The following is a 16496-nucleotide window of genomic DNA, read 5'->3' as shown; positions in this document are numbered from 1 at the left end:
TGGCGCCGATGAAGCAAGGCGTACAGAACCACTCCGCAGGAGGACCCAGTGGCGAAGGCAAAGTTCGAGCGGACTAAGCCGCACGTCAACATCGGCACCATCGGTCACATTGACCACGGTAAGACGACCCTCACGGCCGCCATTACCAAGGTGCTGCACGACGCGTACCCGGACCTGAACGAGGCCTCGGCCTTCGACCAGATCGACAAGGCTCCCGAGGAGCGCCAGCGCGGTATCACGATCTCGATCGCGCACGTCGAGTACCAGACGGAGTCGCGTCACTACGCGCACGTCGACTGCCCGGGTCACGCGGACTACATCAAGAACATGATCACGGGTGCGGCGCAGATGGACGGCGCCATCCTCGTGGTCGCGGCCACCGACGGCCCGATGCCGCAGACCAAGGAGCACGTGCTCCTGGCCCGCCAGGTCGGTGTCCCGTACATCGTCGTCGCCCTGAACAAGGCCGACATGGTGGACGACGAGGAGATCATGGAGCTCGTCGAGCTCGAGGTCCGTGAGCTCCTCTCCGAGTACGAGTTCCCGGGCGACGACCTTCCGGTCGTGCGTGTCTCGGCGCTCAAGGCTCTTGAGGGCGACAAGGAGTGGGGCCAGTCGGTCCTGAACCTGATGGCCGCCGTCGACGAGTCCATCCCGCAGCCCGAGCGTGACGTCGAGAAGCCGTTCCTCATGCCCATCGAGGACGTCTTCACGATCACCGGTCGCGGTACGGTCGTCACCGGCCGCATCGAGCGTGGTGTCCTGAAGGTCAACGAGACCGTCGACATCGTCGGTATCAAGACCGAGAAGACCACCACCACGGTCACCGGCATCGAGATGTTCCGCAAGCTGCTCGACGAGGGCCAGGCCGGTGAGAACGTCGGTCTGCTCCTCCGTGGCATCAAGCGCGAGGACGTCGAGCGCGGCCAGGTCATCATCAAGCCGGGTTCGGTCACGCCGCACACCGAGTTCCAGGCGCAGTCCTACATCCTGTCGAAGGACGAGGGTGGCCGTCACACCCCGTTCTTCAACAACTACCGCCCGCAGTTCTACTTCCGTACCACGGACGTAACGGGCGTTGTGACCCTCCCCGAGGGCACCGAGATGGTCATGCCGGGTGACAACACCCTCATGGACGTCGCGCTGATCCAGCCGGTCGCCATGGAAGAGGGCCTGAAGTTCGCCATCCGTGAGGGTGGCCGGACCGTGGGCGCCGGCCAGGTCACCAAGATCATCAAGTAGTTTCTGCTTGATCGTCTGACCTGGTAGCTCGCTGAGCTGCAAGAAGGGCCCCGTACCTCTCGTGAGAGAGGTACGGGGCCCTTCGCTTTGTGCTGGGGGGAACCCGTACGGCCGGAGGTCGGGCGCCCGCGGCCGAAGGTCAGACGCCCGCGATGGACTGGATCCAGGAGCGGTACGCGGTGACGTTGGTGTACGCGGTCGTGGTCTGCCGGTCACTGGTCGAGGCGACGCCCACCTGGACACCGCCCGCCGTCATCGGGCCGCCCGAGTCCCCGCCGGCGGTGATGCCGTTGCCGCGGCGCGCACAGATCGCCGAGCCGCCGTACGCGTCGGTGCAGCCGCCGCTGACGGTCACATTGGCCACCTTCAGATAGCGCGACTGACAGTTGATCTCGGAGCCGCACTGCGAGGTGGCGCCCCAGCCGAACACCTGGACACTCTGCCCGACGCTCACCGAGCCGGGCTGACCGAGCGGGGAGTAGGTGCCCTGCACGGACCGGTCCAGCCGCACCAGCGCAAGGTCCGCGCTGTGGGTGTAGGTCTGCACACCGTTCGCCACCGTGCCGCCGCTGTGCTGGTCGAGGCTGCCGATCCGGAACGACAGCCCGCCGCCGGTGACGCAGTGCTTCGCCGTGAGGATCCACGTCGGCGCGATGATCGTCGACGAACAGGTCTCCTGGCCGTTGGAGAAGAGACGCGCGGCCCACGGGGCGTTCTGCGCGTAGCCGCCGCCGATGATCGGCTGGACGGCCTGGGCCGTGGGGGACGGGGTGGCCTGGGAGGCCGAGGCGGTGGGTGCGAGAAGGGCGAGGACGGAGACCGCCGCGGCGGCGACGGCGGGCACGAACCTGGCTATTCGCATGGTTCCTCGTTTCGGGGGAGGCACGCCGGTGGGCGTGTCTGTGGGGGTCGGTCGGCCCCAGGGTCCCGAAGACGGAGTGAACCGGGTACTAACGCTTGGACACAACGCGGCGTTATACCTGCCTTGCGATGCCTGCCTGCGTGCCTGCGTGCCTGCGTGCGTGCCTGCCTGCCTGTCCGCCTCGTGCTGTCTGCCTCGCGGGCGGTCACCGGGCGCGGTGGCCGGGAACGGTGGCCCGGAACGGTGCGGTACGGTCGCCCGCTACCCGGCCACGGCCGCGACGACAGAGGCGATGATCGCCAGGGCGGGCTGCGCGATATCGGCGGCCCCCGCGAGCATTTCCCGCAGCCGCTCCGCCCGCAGCCGGACCGCGGGCCCGTCCGGCTCGGGTTCCGCGGAGAGCCGGGCCAGGTCGTGCACGGCCGCCGCGGCCTCGTCGCGGTCGGCGTCGGCGAGGTCCGTACTGGAGAGGGTCAGCCGGAGCAGGCTGCGCAGCTCCTCGTGGCACAGGGCCGTTCCGTGCTGGTTCTGGAAGTCCTGGATGACGGTGTTCACGGGGCGGTTGATGAAGGTGGTGTTCTGCCCGTGGAAGTGGAAATTCTCGGTCACGGATGCTCCTGGCGTGAGAATGACCCGGCAGTTGTCGAGGTGGTAATCGGTGCTCGGCGCGGGGGCCGGCCGCAGGGCCGCCCTGATCGCCCGCTGGGCCGCTTCGACCGAGGCGAAGGCCGCGGCGTCGCCGCCCCGGCCGCTGCGCAGCAGTGCGCCCAGTACGGTACGGCTGTCGCTCGTGGCGCTGTCCCGATCGCTCTCGTACGACAGCGGTCCGTAGTAGCTGCCGCCCGGTGGCGCCTCCCCCAGCGGAGGGGCTGTTTCGAGAGCTCTGGTGATGCGGCCGAAGAGGGTACGGAAGTACCTCGGGGTGACGTCCTCCACCGGGAAGACGATCTTCCGCTCGCCCCACGGCACTCCCGGCCGGCCGTCGAAGAAGACCAGGCAGGGCAAAAGCTCCGGGTCCACCTTGAGCTGCGCGGCGATCTCGTACGCGCCCTGGGGGTCGTACGGCTGCCAGTGGAGCCACCGCATCGACGAGAGCACCCGGTACAGCTCCGGCTCCAGGTGCGCGCGCCAGTACTTCCGTGCCTCGGCCCATCGGGCCTGCCGCTCGACGACGAAGACCCGGGTGTTCGGCCCGGACAGGGCGTTGAGGTCCTCGAAGTGCGTCCGGACGTACGTCGCCAGCTCCACGTCGGCCGTGGTGTAGAGGAGTACGCCCCACAGCCTCGGCCCGTTGTCGGGGGCGGCCCCGTTCATGGCGAGCTGCAGCCGCTCCAGCAGGACGGCCGGGTTCATGGCCGGGCCCATGGCGTAACCGCCCAGGGCGGTGCGCTCGACGCACAGGACGACGAGGTCGTCCTCGCCGAGACCGGCCCGCTCCAGCGTCAGCCCCTCGTCGAACCGTTCGTCGGTGACGGGGTCGGCCAGCCAGGTCTCCAGGACCCGGTCCGCGAACGGGTCCCTCCCGTCCGCCGGAGGCCCCGCATCCGGCCGGGCGGCACCGCGCCGGCGGGCCTCGCCCAGCGCGAGTCTCCGGCAGTCGGCCACGGTCATGGACAGCGGTACGGAGATCTCGAAGGCCCGGCCGAGCGCGGCGTCGTACAGCTCGTGCCAGCGGGCCGAGGTGTCTTCCGCGCCGCCGGACGAGGCGGTGCCCGTATCGGAGCAGAAGGATTCCAGGCGTTCGAGCCGCCATGCGGTCCGGTTCCCGTAGCGGCCGTAGAAGGCCGCCCAGTCACCTTCCACCACATCGATCAGCAGACGCACCGAGCCTCCCCCGAGAGCCGTGGAGGACCAGGGTAGGGCGCCGGGCCGGACAGGTCCGGGCGAACGGGGAAAGTGGTGTCAGCCCACCGGTTCGCGGACCATGAACACGTCGACCGGGTCCCGGCGCTCCTCGATGAAACCGTGCCGCTCGTACAGGGCCCGCGCGGCGCTTCCCCGGAGCACGGCCAGCCGCACGGGGGCGCCCTCCCGGTCGGCCCGCTCCAGCAGGGAGCGCAGTACGCCGGTGCCGATGCCGCGGCCCTGGAGCGCGGGGGAGAGGTAGAAGTTCTCCAGCCACCATCCGTCCGGCGCGTTGTCCGCGGTGCCGCCCGTCGCGCCGCCAGTCGCGCCGTCCGTCCCGGGGCGCAGGGACACGCAGCCCGCGAGCGCTCCGTCCACGAGGATCACCGAGGTGTGCTCCGGGGCGTACGCGTCGCGCAGCCGCTGCCGTACGCGGTGCTCGTCGTACCGCCCCAGGCGCTCCAGGTCGGGGCGCATCACCAGGGCCCGCAGTTCTGCCAGGGGCTCGATGTCCTCGGGGGTGGCGGTGCGGAAGGCCCAGCCCGGCTTCGTGCTCGTAGACATGGCCGGATTCTTTCAGGCGAGCTGATTCACCCGTCCGGGGGAACACCGCTGCTGAGGTTGATTCCTCCGGCTTCGGTCCTGTCGCTGTCGGACCCTGCCCGTACGCTGGCCTGACAGGGGGTGGCCTCACCTGCCCGGGAGCTTCGAGGACGTCGACGGGGGCGTAGGGCTCTAGGGTGACGGCGAGTGACAGAGGGGACGGACCATGGCAACCGTGCACGACGTAGCCGCGTACATCCTGCGGCAGGCCGCACCGATGTCGGCCATGAAGCTGCAGAAGCTCTGCTATTTCTCCTACGGCTACCACTTGGCGTGGGAGGACCGCCCGCTCTTCGCCGAGCGCTTCGAGGCCTGGGCCAACGGTCCGGTGGCCCCGGAGCTGTACAGCAAGCACCGCGGCCGCTTCGAGCTCAAACAGGGCGACATCGACGGAAACGCGGCAGAGCTGGACGACCAGGAGCGGGAATCGGTCGACATCGTGCTGGAGAACATGCTTGTGTACTCCGCCCACGAGCTGTCCGAGATGACGCATCGGACCGGGCCATGGGTCCATGCGCGGGAGCGCGCCCAGGCACCCGATCTGGAGCGGAGCAACGAACCGCTGCTCGATGAGGAGATCGCGGACTTCTTCGGCGCGCTGGCTGAGCACGAGGAGCAGCACGGCTGATGTCCAAGGGGGGACGGGTCAAGAAGAAGTTGGCGCTCCCGCCCAGCGGGGCGGCACAGGGAAAGCGGATCGGTGACGTCCGCTCGCTGCTCCCCGGTCTGACACCCTCGGACGACCGGGTCTGCTGGCGCTTCACACATGTCGATCACGACGGGCCCTGGGGCTTCGACGGCATGGATCCGGCCACCCTGTGCGAGGTGCTGACCAAGCTGCGCGACTGCGAAACCATGACACTCAACGAGTTACGCACGACCCGTCGCTTCTTCAAGGAGTACGAACTGCCCGGCGGCCTGAGCAGGGACGCCGTGGCGAGGCTGGCGGTCATCGGTTTCGGCGACGCGACGAGGATCCAGCGCCTGGAGTTCACGGGCACACAGCGGCTGTACGGATTCCTCGTCGGCAACATCTTTCACCTGCTCTGGTGGGACCCGTCCCACCAGGTGTACCCGTCGAAGCTCAAACACACGTGACTTCGGAGGCGCAGTCCTCGGGTCACGAGGCCGCATAGGGTGAACCGCTCCTGGATCTGGCCGGGGCATCGCGAGGGGGAGTCGGTCATGGGGGAACTGGACGGCAGGGCCGCACTGGTGACGGGCGGCTCGCGTGGGATCGGGCGGGCGGTCGCCCTGCGGCTCGCGGCCGAGGGGGCACTGGTCGCGGTCCACTACGGCGGCGACGACGCGGCCGCCGCCGAGACCGTGGCGCGGATCGCCGAGGCCGGCGGCCGGGCGTTCGCGGTGCGGGCCCGGTTCGGTGAGAGCGGGGCGGTGGACCGGCTGTTCGAAGGGCTCACCGCCGGGCTGGCGGACCACGGTGTGGACGGTCTGGACATCCTCGTCAACAACGCGGGCATCCACTCGGCCAGGTCGATCGGGCAGCTCACCGAGGAGGAGTTCGAGCGGCTGCTGGCGGTGAACGTGAGCACGCCGCTCTTCGTGATCCAGCGGGCGCTGCCGCTGCTGCGGGACGGCGGACGGATCGTGAACATGGGCTCGGCGGCCACCCGGATCGCGGAACCCGGCCAGATCGGCTACACCGTCACCAAGGCGGCGCTCGCGGCCCTCGGCCCGTCGCTCGCCAACGACCTGGGCCGACGTGGGATCACCGTGAACACGGTGGAGCCCGGGGTGGTGCTCACCGACATGATCGCCCCCTACGCCGCCGTTCCCGAGGCGGTCGCCGTACTGGAGTCGATCACCGCCCTCGGACGGATCGGCGAGCCGGAGGACGTCGCGGATGTGGTGGGTTTCCTGGCGGGCCCGCAGGGTCGCTGGGTGACCGGTCAGACCATCGATGTCTCCGGCGGTACCTACCTGGGACCGATCGCGGCCGTGTGATCCCGTCCGGGGCGCGTACCGGGTTGTCGCCCGGCAGCCCTACTGCCGCCCTACTGCCCGGTCACGCGTGTGCACCGTCCGTTGTCGAACGGGTCGGACCCTGGCACCATGCCGTGGTTATGGCGAGAAGACTCTCTTTTCCGGTCCCGGTACTCACCGTCGACAGCCCCCAGCAGATGAACCGCCCCGTCACCAACAGCTGGGTCGTCTGGGGCGACCAGCAGATCTTCCCCGGCGAAGCGTTCTCGTCCCTGAGCGTGAACGCGGCCCAGGTCGGGGCCAGCGAGGTCATCGGCGCACGCCTGACGTCCATCCAGAAAGGGGTGGACGCCGGTTCCTGGTACGTAGTGGCCTACGGGACTGCGATCACGTACGGATAGGACAGGGCGGGCGGCCGCGAGCGCCCGGCGGGCAGTCCTCAGGCGGCGGTCCGCGCCGGTTCGGTCCGGCAGTCGCGGCAGTGGCCGGGGCTGTGGGAGCGGAACGCGCGGTCGCAGCCGTCGCAGGTCTGGAACGGGGTGACGGCGACACGGCGGCGAGGGAGCGCGAGGTCGTGGGCGCCGGGGAGCGGTGGGGGCAGGAGGGCGGTCAGCCGGTGCCTGAGGAGTTTCGCCGGGTGCCTGAGGGGACGGGGAAGGTCGTTGGTGAGCGCGTGGCGGATGGTGTCGGGGGGAGCCTCGCGTTCGAGCCAGGCCGCGACACCAGGTGCCAGATGGCGGACGTCGTTCTCGGACAGCGCGAGTTGGGGCGCATGGCGGCGCAGATCGGTGACGAGCGCGGTGGCGGTGCGGTGCAGTTCCGGGGTGAGTTCGCGGGGCTGGGGGAGTGGCGGGGGCGGCGGCTTGGGCGCGGTCGGCGGCGGTACGAAGCGCGAGCTGCGTGGGGGAGCGCAGGGCGGTGACGACGGGGCGGGTGCCGGGGCCGGGACCGGCGGGTGGGGCTCCGGTACGGCGGCGGGGCCGGGTGCTTCCGGTACGGCGGGAGCTACGGGTGCCTGTGGCGCGGGCGGCTCGGGCATCGGCGCCGGTGCCACTGCCGGTGGCGGGGCCGGTGTTGGCGCCGGGAACCGGCCTGGCGGGGTCGGTGGCGCGGCCGCCGTACGTGTGCGTAAAAGCTCTGCGGGCTGGTTGCAGAACACGGTGCGGGTGACGATCCTGCCCCCCGGCAGGCGGGTACGTGTCCGTTGCAGGTAGCCGTGGGCCTCCAGCTCGCGCAGGGCGGCGGCGATGCGGCTCTCACCTTCGGGGAAGCGGGCGGCAAGCGCCTTGATCCCCACGTCGGCCCCCGGGGGCAGCGACTGGATGCGCACGGCGATGCCCACGGCGGTGGAGCTGAGGCCGGGGTGCTGGGCGAGGTGGTTGCCGACGACCGTGAAGCGGCTGGTGTGCGGGATCACGATGTGGATCACGCCGGAGGCCGGGAGAGGTCCGGGAACCTCCGCCAGGGCGCGGGTGAGGGCAGTACTCTGCTGCGTATCCATCGGGAAGGGCTTTCTTCCTCGTTGGTCAGGCCCTCGATCGGGATTGCTGTCCCGGCCGGGGGCCGACGTATGTGCTGGTGTTGTGGCGCGAGCATATGCCCCCCAACCGGCGCGAAAGCCAGCCGAGTTGGCAAACCTCACCCGTGTGAGTGACCAGCCCCCGGGGCGCGACAGGTGGTGGACGGGGTGGGGTCGGGTGGGGTTATTTCTCCCAGTTCTTTACGTGGTTGATGTCGTGCGCCACCGCGTCGTGGCCGCGCACGATCCGGTGGGGGGTTGTACCGGGTCGTGACGTCTCACGACCCGGTGGAGGCCGTCAGCGCGCGAGGTCGAGTTCCGCCCACACCGTCTTGAGCGGTACGGGTCCGGGGGCGACGCCCCAGTGGTCGGCCAGGGCCTCGACGATGAGCAGGCCCCGCCCGCTCTCCGCGTCGTCCTCGGGCGCCTTGACGGCCCCCGGACCGGGCGGAACGCTGTCGCCCCGGGTGTCGGCCACCTCGATCCGCAGCAGGGCCTCGCCATGGACCGCGAGGTGCAGCCGGAAGTCCCGGCCCCGTACCCGGCCGTGCACCGAGGCGTTCGCCGCCAGCTCGGCGACGATGTGCGCCGCCGACTCCGAAGGGAGCCCCCAGGCGCCGAGACGGGCCACGGTGAGCAGCCGGGCGAGCCTGGCCGCCCGCCGGGTGGGCGAGAGCAGCACGGTGAACGTCCGGCTCGCGGCGGGGCGTTGGGTGCGGACCATTCCTTGGTTCATGTCACTCAGCGTGGCCGCCTCTGCGTACCGTGCCCAGTGACTGAGCCCTTGCGTACGGTGATTGTCCAGGGCTTGTCCGGCGCTGTCCCGACTGTCCGGCGTGACGCACCGGGAACGGACGCGGTTGAGAGAAGAACGGCACGCACGTCGGAAGTGGGGCTCGCATGAGCGTGGTTGGCGACGGTACGGGGCACGGGGACGGCACGGAGCGCGGGGACGGCGCGGGGTACGGGGACGGTACGGAGCACGGGGGCGGCAGCGCGGACGAGCCCGGCTGGGACGTCGATCCCGACGACGAGTCCGGGGTGGCGGTGGTCGCCGCCGTGGGCCGCCAGATCAAGGCGTGGCGCGAGGCGGCGGGGATGCGGGCGTGCGAGCTCGGGGCGCAGATGGGGTACGGGGAGGACCTCGTCTACAAGGTGGAGGGCGGCCGGCGCATCCCCCGCCCGGAGTTCCTGGACCGGGCGGACGCGGTGCTGGGGGCGGGCGGCAAGCTCGCGGCGATGAAGCCGGATGTCGCGGAGGTGCGGTACCCGAAGAAGATCCGCGAACTGGCGAAGCTGGAAGCTCGGGCGGTGGAGTTGCTGGCCTACAGCAACAGCAGCGTCCACGGTCTGCTGCAGACGACCGAGTACGCGCGTGCATTGTTCGCGATGCGCCAACCCGCCTACTCGCAGGACGAGATCGAACGGGCCGTGGCTGCGCGTATGGCCCGCCAGATCATCTTCGAGCGGTCACCCGCTCCGACGCTCGGATTCGTCCTGGAAGAGCTGGTGCTCCGGCGTCCGCTCGGAGGTAAAGTTGTGCTGCGCCGTCAGCTGGAACACCTCTTGGTGATTGGCAAATTGCGGAACGTAACCGTTCAGGTAATGCCGATAGGCCGCGAAGAGCACGCGGGGATCGGCGGGCTAATCCAGTTGCTGAAGTTCAAGGACGGTACGGCGGTGGGGCGCTCCGATGGAGCGTTCGGTGGGCGCCCCGTCTCGGATCCGAAGCAGATCCGGATCCTCGAATTGCGGTCTGGCATGATCCGGGCCCAGGCTCTCACCCCTCGGGAGTCGATGGCCTTCGTCGAGCAAGTGCTGGGAGAGACATGATCCGCAAGCCCTCTGCCTGGGACGGTTCCGAGCTGCGGTGGTTCAAGAGCAGCTACAGCGATAGCAGCGACGGCAGCGAGTGCGTCGAGGTTGCCGCTACCCCCGGCGCCGTGCACGTCCGTGATTCCAAGGACGTCCGGGGTCCGCGCCTCGCCGTTACTCCCGCCGCGTGGGCTGGCTTCGTTTCGTACGCCGCTGGGCACTGACCCCTTCTGCCGTGGGAGCGACATGATCCGCAAGCCGACCGCCGGGGACGCTTCCGCGCTGAAGTGGTTCAAGAGCGGCTACAGCGATAGCAGCAACGGCAGCGAGTGCGTCGAGGTTGCCGCTACCCCCGGCGCCGTGCACGTCCGTGATTCCAAGGACGTCCGGGGCCCGTGTCTCGCTGTTACCCCTGCCGCGTGGGCTGGCTTCGTTTCGTACGCCGCTGGGCACTGACCCCTTCTGCCGTGGGAGCGACATGATCCGCAAGCCGACCGCCGGGGACGCTTCCGCGCTGAAGTGGTTCAAGAGCAGCTACAGCAGCAGTGGCGACGGCAACGACTGCGTCGAGGTTGCCACCGCCTCTGGCACCGTGCACGTCCGTGATTCCAAGGACGTCCGGGGCCCGCGCCTCGCCGTCGCTCCCGCCGCGTGGGCTGGTTTCGTCTCGTACGCCGCCGGGCACTGACCCCCTCTGCCGTGGGAGCGACATGATCCGCAAGCCCTCGACCCGGGACGTTTCTGCGCTGGAGTGGTTCACGAGCAGCTACAGCGACAGCAGTAATCCCAGTGACTGCGTCCAGGTCGCGACCACCCCGGACACCGTCCACATCCGCGACTCCAAGGACGTCCAGGGTCCGCTTCTCGCCCTTACCCCCGCCGCATGGGTGCGCTTCGTCCCGTACGCCGCCGGGTACGCCTCCGGGCGCTGACCCCTCTACGTACGCGCGCCCCAGTCCAAGGCCCACACCCGGCCGGGGACGCGCCGAATGCGCGCCCGCGTTTGACCGCTCCCTCGCGGGGGGTAAGATCCTGGGCCCGATTGGCCAGGCTCACACCCCGTATGGCACACTGACCAGGTTGCTCGGTTGAGTGTCAATGCTGCGCGCCTCCCGCCGGGAGGACCGGAAGCGAGTCCCACAGTACTCGTCGGCCCCATGCGGGCCGGACGTACGGGAATCTTCCGGGAAGTAAAGCAGGGCGCCGGCCAGGCACCCGGTGGGTGTTCCGCCCCCGGTTCCGCGGTCCTCGGGCCCGCACCCCCTTGGTTGGGATCTCCTTCGGGAGATTTTCGTAGAGGGGATGCGACACGCCCGACCGCGTGGGTCGGCGGAGGAGTTACGAGAACCCCCGGGTTCCAGAGCGTTTCGAGAGACAGGACTACTAGTAGCCATGGCGGGACAGAAGATCCGCATCCGGCTCAAGGCCTACGACCACGAGGTCATCGACTCTTCGGCGAAGAAGATCGTCGAGACGGTGACCCGCACTGGTGCGTCGGTCGCGGGCCCGGTGCCGCTGCCCACTGAGAAGAACGTGTACTGCGTCATCAAGTCGCCGCACAAGTACAAGGACTCGCGCGAGCACTTCGAGATGCGCACGCACAAGCGCCTCATCGACATCCTCGACCCCACGCCGAAGACGGTTGACTCGCTCATGCGTCTCGACCTGCCGGCGGGCGTCGACATCGAGATCAAGCTCTGAGGTGACGCGCGAGATGGCTAAGAACATTAAGGGCGTCCTGGGCGAGAAGCTCGGCATGACCCAGGTCTGGGACGAGAACAACCGGGTCGTCCCGGTGACCGTCGTCAAGGCCGGGCCCTGCGTCGTGACCCAGGTCCGCACCAACGACAACGACGGCTACGAGTCGGTCCAGATCGCCTTCGGCGAGATCGACCCGCGCAAGGTGAACAAGCCCCTCAAGGGCCACTTCGCCAAGGCCGACGTCACCCCGCGCCGCCACCTGGTGGAGCTCCGCACCCCTGACGCCAGCGAGTACACGCTGGGCCAGGAGGTCACTGCCGAGGTGTTCGAGTCCGGCGTCAAGGTTGACGTCACGGGCAAGAGCAAGGGCAAGGGCTTCGCCGGTGTCATGAAGCGTCACAACTTCAAGGGCCTCGGCGCCGGCCACGGCGTGCAGCGCAAGCACCGTTCGCCCGGCTCCATCGGTGGCTGTGCCACCCCCGGCCGTGTCTTCAAGGGCATGCGCATGGCGGGTCGCATGGGCAACGAGCGGGTCACCACCCAGAACCTGACCATCCACGCGGTTGACGCGGAGAAGGGTCTGCTCCTCATCAAGGGCGCGGTCCCCGGTCCGAACGGCGGCCTCGTCCTGGTCCGTACCGCGGCCAAGGGGGCTTGAGGTAATGAGCACCATTGACATCCTTTCGCCGGCAGGCGACAAGGCCGGTACCGTCGAGCTCCCCGCGGAGATCTTCGACGCCAAGACCAGCGTTCCGCTGATCCACCAGGTCGTCGTCGCACAGCTGGCAGCTGCCCGTCAGGGCACGCACAAGACCAAGACCCGCGCCGAGGTCCGAGGCGGTGGCCGCAAGCCGTACCGCCAGAAGGGCACCGGCCGCGCGCGCCAGGGTTCGACCCGTGCGCCGCAGTTCGCCGGCGGTGGCGTCGTCCACGGCCCGCAGCCGCGTGACTACTCGCAGCGCACCCCGAAGAAGATGAAGGCCGCCGCCCTGCGCGGTGCCCTCTCCGACCGGGCGCGTCACTCCCGTATCCACGTCGTCACCGGCGTGGTCGAGGGTGCGATCTCCACGAAGGCCGCCAAGACGCTGCTCGGCAAGATCAGTGAGCGCAACAACGTGCTCCTGGTCGTCGACCGCGCCGACGAGGCCGCGTGGCTGTCCGCACGCAACCTGCCCCAGGTGCACATCCTGGAGCCGGGCCAGCTGAACACGTACGACGTGATCGTCTCTGACGACGTGGTCTTCACCCAGGCCGCTTTCGAGTCCTTCGTGTCTGGCCCCCAGACCGCTGAGACCGAAGGGAGCGACGCCTGATGAGCGAGGCGACCGTTACCAGCAAGACGTACTCGGACCCGCGTGACGTTCTCGTCAAGCCCGTGGTCTCCGAGAAGAGCTACGCGCTGCTCGACGAGAACAAGTACACGTTCATCGTCGCGCCCGGCTCCAACAAGACCCAGATCAAGCAGGCCGTGGAAGCGGTCTTCTCGGTCAAGGTCACCGGGGTCAACACGATCAACCGGCAGGGCAAGCGCAAGCGGACCAAGACCGGCTTCGGCAAGCGTGCTGACACCAAGCGCGCCATCGTGACCCTCGCCGAGGGCGACCGTATCGACATCTTCGGCGGCCCGACCTCCTGACGGAGGTCGAGTCGTCCGGAATCGGACGAGGACTGAGAAATGGGTATCCGCAAGTACAAGCCGACGACCCCGGGCCGTCGTGGCTCCAGCGTCGCCGACTTTGTCGAGATCACGCGGTCCACGCCGGAGAAGTCGCTGGTCCGCCCCCTGCACAGCAAGGGCGGCCGTAACAACGCCGGTCGTGTGACCGTTCGCCACCAGGGTGGTGGCCACAAGCGCGCCTACCGTGTGATCGACTTCCGTCGTCACGACAAGGACGGCGTGCCGGCCAAGGTCGCGCACATCGAGTACGACCCGAACCGCACCGCGCGCATCGCGCTGCTGCACTACGCGGACGGCGAGAAGCGTTACATCGTCGCTCCCCGTGGCCTGTCGCAGGGTGACCGTGTCGAGAACGGTCCGACCGCAGACATCAAGCCGGGCAACAACCTGGCGCTGCGCAACATCCCGGTCGGTACGACCATCCACGCCATCGAGCTGCGGCCCGGCGGCGGCGCGAAGTTCGCCCGTTCCGCGGGTGCCTCCGTGCAGCTGCTGGCGAAGGAGGGCACCATGGCCCACCTTCGTATGCCGTCGGGTGAGATCCGCCTGGTCGACGCCCGCTGCCGCGCCACGATCGGTGAGGTCGGCAACGCCGAGCAGTCGAACATCAACTGGGGCAAGGCCGGCCGTATGCGCTGGAAGGGCGTTCGCCCGACCGTCCGCGGTGTCGCGATGAACCCGGTTGACCACCCGCACGGTGGTGGTGAAGGCAAGACCTCCGGTGGTCGTCACCCGGTCTCGCCGTGGGGTCAGAAGGAGGGTCGTACTCGTTCTCCCAAGAAGGCGAGCAACAAGTACATCGTCCGCCGCCGCAAGACGAACAAGAAGCGCTAGGAGCGGGTTTAGATGCCGCGCAGTCTCAAGAAGGGGCCCTTCGTCGACGGCCACCTCATCAAGAAGGTGGACGTACAGAACGAGGCAGGCACCAAGAACGTCATCAAGACCTGGTCCCGTCGCTCGATGATCGTCCCGGCCATGCTGGGTCACACCATCGCGGTGCACAACGGCAAGATCCACGTCCCGGTGTTCGTCACCGAGTCGATGGTCGGCCACAAGCTCGGCGAGTTCTCGCCGACTCGCACCTTCCGCGGCCACGTCAAGGACGACCGGAAGTCGAAGCGCCGCTAGCGCGGGGTGGAAACGACTATGACTTACACCGAAGGGACAACCATGGAAGCCAGGGCCCAGGCGCGGTACATCCGCGTCACGCCCATGAAGGCCCGCCGCGTGGTGGACCTCATCCGTGGCATGGATGCCACGGAGGCTCAGGCGGTCCTGCGTTTCGCCCCGCAGGCCGCGAGCGTGCCGGTTGGCAAGGTGCTTGACAGCGCCATTGCCAACGCTGCACACAACTACGACCACACCGACGCCTCTTCGCTGGTCATCAGCGAGGCGTACGTGGACGAGGGCCCGACCCTGAAGCGGTTCCGTCCGCGTGCTCAGGGCCGTGCCTACCGGATCCGTAAGCGGACCAGCCACATCACCGTGGTCGTCAGCAGCAAGGAAGGAACCCGGTAATGGGCCAGAAGGTAAACCCGCACGGGTTCCGGCTCGGCATTACCACGGACTTCAAGTCCCGTTGGTACGCCGACAAGCTGTACAAGGACTACGTCAAGGAAGACGTCGCCATTCGTCGCATGATGACGAAGGGCATGGAGCGGGCCGGCATCTCGAAGGTCGAGATCGAGCGCACCCGCGACCGCGTCCGCGTTGACATCCACACCGCCCGTCCGGGCATCGTCATCGGCCGCCGCGGCGCCGAGGCCGATCGCATCCGTGGCGAGCTGGAGAAGCTGACCGGCAAGCAGGTCCAGCTGAACATCCTCGAGGTCAAGAACCCCGAGGTGGACGCTCAGCTGGTGGCCCAGGCCGTCGCCGAGCAGCTCTCCTCCCGCGTCTCCTTCCGTCGTGCCATGCGCAAGAGCATGCAGAGCTCGATGAAGGCCGGCGCCAAGGGCATCAAGATCCAGTGCGGTGGTCGCCTCGGCGGCGCCGAGATGTCCCGCTCGGAGTTCTACCGCGAGGGCCGCGTGCCCCTGCACACGCTCCGTGCGAACGTCGACTACGGCTTCTTCGAGGCCAAGACGACCTTCGGCCGCATCGGCGTGAAGGTCTGGATCTACAAGGGCGACGTCAAGAACATCGCCGAGGTCCGCGCCGAGAACGCCGCAGCCCGCGCCGGCAACCGTCCGGCTCGTGGCGGCGCTGACCGCCCGGCCGGCCGCGGTGGCCGTGGTGGCGAGCGTGGCGGTCGCGGCCGCAAGCCGCAGCAGTCGCCGGCAGCCGAGGCCCCCAAGGCCGACGCTCCCGCCGCCGCTGCTCCGGCTGCTGAGAGCACCGGAACGGAGGCCTGACCGAAATGCTGATCCCCCGTAGGGTCAAGCACCGCAAGCAGCACCACCCGAAGCGCAGCGGTATGTCCAAGGGTGGCACGCAGGTTGCGTTCGGCGAGTACGGCATCCAGGCGCTGACTCCGGCGTACGTGACGAACCGCCAGATCGAGGCAGCTCGTATCGCGATGACCCGCCACATCAAGCGTGGCGGCAAGGTCTGGATCAACATCTACCCGGACCGCCCCCTGACGAAGAAGCCTGCCGAGACCCGCATGGGTTCCGGTAAGGGTTCTCCCGAGTGGTGGATCGCGAACGTCAAGCCCGGTCGGGTGATGTTCGAGCTGTCCTACCCGAACGAGAAGATTGCTCGTGAGGCGCTTACCCGCGCTGCTCACAAGCTTCCGATGAAGTGCCGGATCGTTCGGCGCGAGGCAGGTGAGTCGTGATGTCGGCCGGTACCAAGGCGTCCGAGCTGCGCGAGCTGGGCAACGAGGAGCTTCTCAACAAGCTCCGCGAGGCCAAGGAAGAGCTGTTCAACCTCCGCTTCCAGGCGGCGACTGGTCAGCTCGAGAACCACGGCCGGCTCAAGTCCGTCCGTAAGGACATCGCCCGGATCTACACCCTGATGCGTGAGCGCGAGCTGGGCATCGAGACGGTGGAGAGCGTCTGATGAGCGAGAAGACTGTGACTGAGACCAACACCGACCGCGGTTTCCGCAAGACCCGTGAGGGTCTGGTCGTCAGCGACAAGATGGACAAGACCGTCGTCGTCGCTGTCGAGGACCGTGTCAAGCACGCGCTGTACGGCAAGGTCATCCGCCGTACGAACAAGCTCAAGGCCCACGACGAGCAGAACGCTGCCGGCGTCGGCGACCGTGTCATCATCATGGAGACCCGGCCGCTGTCCGCCTCGAAGCGCTGGCGCATCGTCGAGATCCTCGAGAAGGCCAAGTAA

26 protein-coding genes are annotated in these 16496 nt (G+C 68.7%); 21 read left to right on the top strand and 5 right to left on the bottom strand.

Translation table 11 applies throughout. The annotated features are described in order from the left end of the window. Nucleotides 1-48 precede the first annotated feature (48 nt). Nucleotides 49-1242: an elongation factor Tu gene (tuf, locus tag OHA98_RS35215; RefSeq protein WP_015610719.1), complete on the top strand. Its 1194-nt coding sequence runs from the start codon at nucleotides 49-51 to the stop codon at nucleotides 1240-1242. A 139-nt stretch (nucleotides 1243-1381) separates the two neighbouring features. Here tuf and OHA98_RS35210 read toward each other — a convergent pair whose 3' ends face one another. The 3 genes from OHA98_RS35210 to OHA98_RS35200 all read right to left on the bottom strand — a co-directional run bounded on the left by OHA98_RS35210 (nucleotide 1382) and on the right by OHA98_RS35200 (nucleotide 4513). Then, nucleotides 1382-2104, bottom strand: a complete 723-nt coding sequence (locus OHA98_RS35210; RefSeq protein ID WP_266931760.1) for a trypsin-like serine protease — start codon at nucleotides 2102-2104, stop codon at nucleotides 1382-1384. 261 nt (nucleotides 2105-2365) lie between these two features. Further along, a complete protein-coding gene (locus OHA98_RS35205; RefSeq protein WP_266931759.1) occupies nucleotides 2366-3928 on the bottom strand; it encodes a hypothetical protein in 1563 nt (520 codons plus the stop codon). A 78-nt stretch (nucleotides 3929-4006) separates the two neighbouring features. Continuing rightward, nucleotides 4007-4513, bottom strand: a complete 507-nt coding sequence (locus OHA98_RS35200) for a GNAT family N-acetyltransferase (protein WP_266931758.1) — start codon at nucleotides 4511-4513, stop codon at nucleotides 4007-4009. A 205-nt stretch (nucleotides 4514-4718) separates the two neighbouring features. Here OHA98_RS35200 and OHA98_RS35195 point away from each other — a divergent pair, with 205 nt between their 5' ends. The 4 genes from OHA98_RS35195 to OHA98_RS35180 all read left to right on the top strand — a co-directional run bounded on the left by OHA98_RS35195 (nucleotide 4719) and on the right by OHA98_RS35180 (nucleotide 6897). Further along, complete coding sequence (locus OHA98_RS35195; RefSeq protein WP_266931757.1) at nucleotides 4719-5180, top strand: Panacea domain-containing protein; 462 nt, start codon at nucleotides 4719-4721, stop codon at nucleotides 5178-5180. Further along, nucleotides 5180-5650 carry a hypothetical protein gene (locus OHA98_RS35190; RefSeq protein WP_266931756.1) on the top strand — a complete coding sequence of 157 codons (471 nt, stop codon included), beginning with the start codon at nucleotides 5180-5182 and terminating at the stop codon, nucleotides 5648-5650. Before OHA98_RS35195 ends, OHA98_RS35190 begins: the two co-directional genes overlap by 1 nt. A gap of 87 nt (nucleotides 5651-5737) precedes the next feature. Next, a complete protein-coding gene (locus OHA98_RS35185) occupies nucleotides 5738-6517 on the top strand; it encodes an SDR family NAD(P)-dependent oxidoreductase (RefSeq protein WP_266931755.1) in 780 nt (259 codons plus the stop codon). Between the two features lie 119 nt (nucleotides 6518-6636). Continuing rightward, on the top strand, nucleotides 6637-6897 hold the full coding sequence (locus OHA98_RS35180) for a heavy metal-binding domain-containing protein (RefSeq protein ID WP_266931754.1): 261 nt from the start codon (nucleotides 6637-6639) through the stop codon (nucleotides 6895-6897). A 38-nt stretch (nucleotides 6898-6935) separates the two neighbouring features. On the opposite strand, the gene OHA98_RS35175 is transcribed toward OHA98_RS35180, so the two are convergent. Both OHA98_RS35175 and OHA98_RS35170 read right to left on the bottom strand, forming a co-directional pair. Next, on the bottom strand, nucleotides 6936-7997 hold the full coding sequence (locus OHA98_RS35175) for a hypothetical protein (RefSeq protein WP_266931753.1): 1062 nt from the start codon (nucleotides 7995-7997) through the stop codon (nucleotides 6936-6938). Between the two features lie 316 nt (nucleotides 7998-8313). After that, nucleotides 8314-8751: an ATP-binding protein gene (locus OHA98_RS35170; RefSeq protein WP_266931752.1), complete on the bottom strand. Its 438-nt coding sequence runs from the start codon at nucleotides 8749-8751 to the stop codon at nucleotides 8314-8316. A gap of 164 nt (nucleotides 8752-8915) precedes the next feature. Here OHA98_RS35170 and OHA98_RS35165 point away from each other — a divergent pair, with 164 nt between their 5' ends. The 16 genes from OHA98_RS35165 to rpsQ all read left to right on the top strand — a co-directional run bounded on the left by OHA98_RS35165 (nucleotide 8916) and on the right by rpsQ (nucleotide 16496). Further along, entirely contained in the window at nucleotides 8916-9848 is a 933-nt protein-coding gene (locus tag OHA98_RS35165) for a helix-turn-helix transcriptional regulator (protein ID WP_266931751.1), read from the top strand. Beyond that, nucleotides 9845-10054 (top strand): DUF397 domain-containing protein, encoded by a 210-nt coding sequence (locus OHA98_RS35160; protein ID WP_266931750.1) that lies wholly within the window; start codon nucleotides 9845-9847, stop codon nucleotides 10052-10054. Before OHA98_RS35165 ends, OHA98_RS35160 begins: the two co-directional genes overlap by 4 nt. A 22-nt stretch (nucleotides 10055-10076) precedes the next feature. Next, nucleotides 10077-10286 (top strand): DUF397 domain-containing protein, encoded by a 210-nt coding sequence (locus OHA98_RS35155; protein WP_266931749.1) that lies wholly within the window; start codon nucleotides 10077-10079, stop codon nucleotides 10284-10286. A 22-nt stretch (nucleotides 10287-10308) separates the two neighbouring features. Further along, the gene (locus tag OHA98_RS35150) at nucleotides 10309-10518 is read left to right on the top strand and encodes a DUF397 domain-containing protein (protein WP_266931748.1); all 210 of its coding nucleotides are present in this window, start codon (nucleotides 10309-10311) and stop codon (nucleotides 10516-10518) included. Nucleotides 10519-10540: 22 nt separating this feature from the next. Beyond that, nucleotides 10541-10762: a DUF397 domain-containing protein gene (locus tag OHA98_RS35145; protein ID WP_266931747.1), complete on the top strand. Its 222-nt coding sequence runs from the start codon at nucleotides 10541-10543 to the stop codon at nucleotides 10760-10762. Between the two features lie 460 nt (nucleotides 10763-11222). After that, nucleotides 11223-11531, top strand: coding sequence for a 30S ribosomal protein S10 (gene rpsJ, locus OHA98_RS35140; protein WP_003948644.1), 309 nt, complete (start codon nucleotides 11223-11225; stop codon nucleotides 11529-11531). A gap of 13 nt (nucleotides 11532-11544) precedes the next feature. After that, nucleotides 11545-12189: a 50S ribosomal protein L3 gene (gene rplC / locus OHA98_RS35135; protein WP_266705248.1), complete on the top strand. Its 645-nt coding sequence runs from the start codon at nucleotides 11545-11547 to the stop codon at nucleotides 12187-12189. A gap of 4 nt (nucleotides 12190-12193) precedes the next feature. Continuing rightward, nucleotides 12194-12844 (top strand): 50S ribosomal protein L4, encoded by a 651-nt coding sequence (gene rplD / locus OHA98_RS35130; protein ID WP_073718389.1) that lies wholly within the window; start codon nucleotides 12194-12196, stop codon nucleotides 12842-12844. Continuing rightward, a complete protein-coding gene (gene rplW / locus OHA98_RS35125) occupies nucleotides 12844-13167 on the top strand; it encodes a 50S ribosomal protein L23 (RefSeq protein ID WP_014154589.1) in 324 nt (107 codons plus the stop codon). The genes rplD and rplW overlap by 1 nt, the downstream gene beginning before the upstream one ends. A 39-nt stretch (nucleotides 13168-13206) precedes the next feature. Continuing rightward, nucleotides 13207-14043, top strand: coding sequence for a 50S ribosomal protein L2 (rplB, locus tag OHA98_RS35120; protein WP_003966957.1), 837 nt, complete (start codon nucleotides 13207-13209; stop codon nucleotides 14041-14043). A 12-nt stretch (nucleotides 14044-14055) separates the two neighbouring features. Next, nucleotides 14056-14337: a 30S ribosomal protein S19 gene (gene rpsS, locus OHA98_RS35115; RefSeq protein WP_003966956.1), complete on the top strand. Its 282-nt coding sequence runs from the start codon at nucleotides 14056-14058 to the stop codon at nucleotides 14335-14337. A gap of 42 nt (nucleotides 14338-14379) precedes the next feature. Further along, nucleotides 14380-14727 (top strand): 50S ribosomal protein L22, encoded by a 348-nt coding sequence (gene rplV / locus OHA98_RS35110; RefSeq protein WP_004571827.1) that lies wholly within the window; start codon nucleotides 14380-14382, stop codon nucleotides 14725-14727. Continuing rightward, nucleotides 14727-15563 (top strand): 30S ribosomal protein S3, encoded by an 837-nt coding sequence (rpsC, locus tag OHA98_RS35105; protein ID WP_007446736.1) that lies wholly within the window; start codon nucleotides 14727-14729, stop codon nucleotides 15561-15563. Before rplV ends, rpsC begins: the two co-directional genes overlap by 1 nt. A gap of 5 nt (nucleotides 15564-15568) precedes the next feature. Beyond that, nucleotides 15569-15988 (top strand): 50S ribosomal protein L16, encoded by a 420-nt coding sequence (gene rplP, locus OHA98_RS35100; RefSeq protein ID WP_014047785.1) that lies wholly within the window; start codon nucleotides 15569-15571, stop codon nucleotides 15986-15988. Beyond that, entirely contained in the window at nucleotides 15988-16212 is a 225-nt protein-coding gene (rpmC, locus tag OHA98_RS35095; protein WP_014047786.1) for a 50S ribosomal protein L29, read from the top strand. Before rplP ends, rpmC begins: the two co-directional genes overlap by 1 nt. Continuing rightward, nucleotides 16212-16496, top strand: a complete 285-nt coding sequence (gene rpsQ, locus OHA98_RS35090) for a 30S ribosomal protein S17 (RefSeq protein WP_073718385.1) — start codon at nucleotides 16212-16214, stop codon at nucleotides 16494-16496. The genes rpmC and rpsQ overlap by 1 nt, the downstream gene beginning before the upstream one ends.

It is taken from the genome of Streptomyces sp. NBC_00654 (assembly GCF_026341775.1).
In the GTDB taxonomy this organism is placed as follows: Bacteria; Actinomycetota; Actinomycetes; order Streptomycetales; family Streptomycetaceae; genus Streptomyces.
This window is presented reverse-complemented; position numbering and strand designations above follow the sequence as displayed.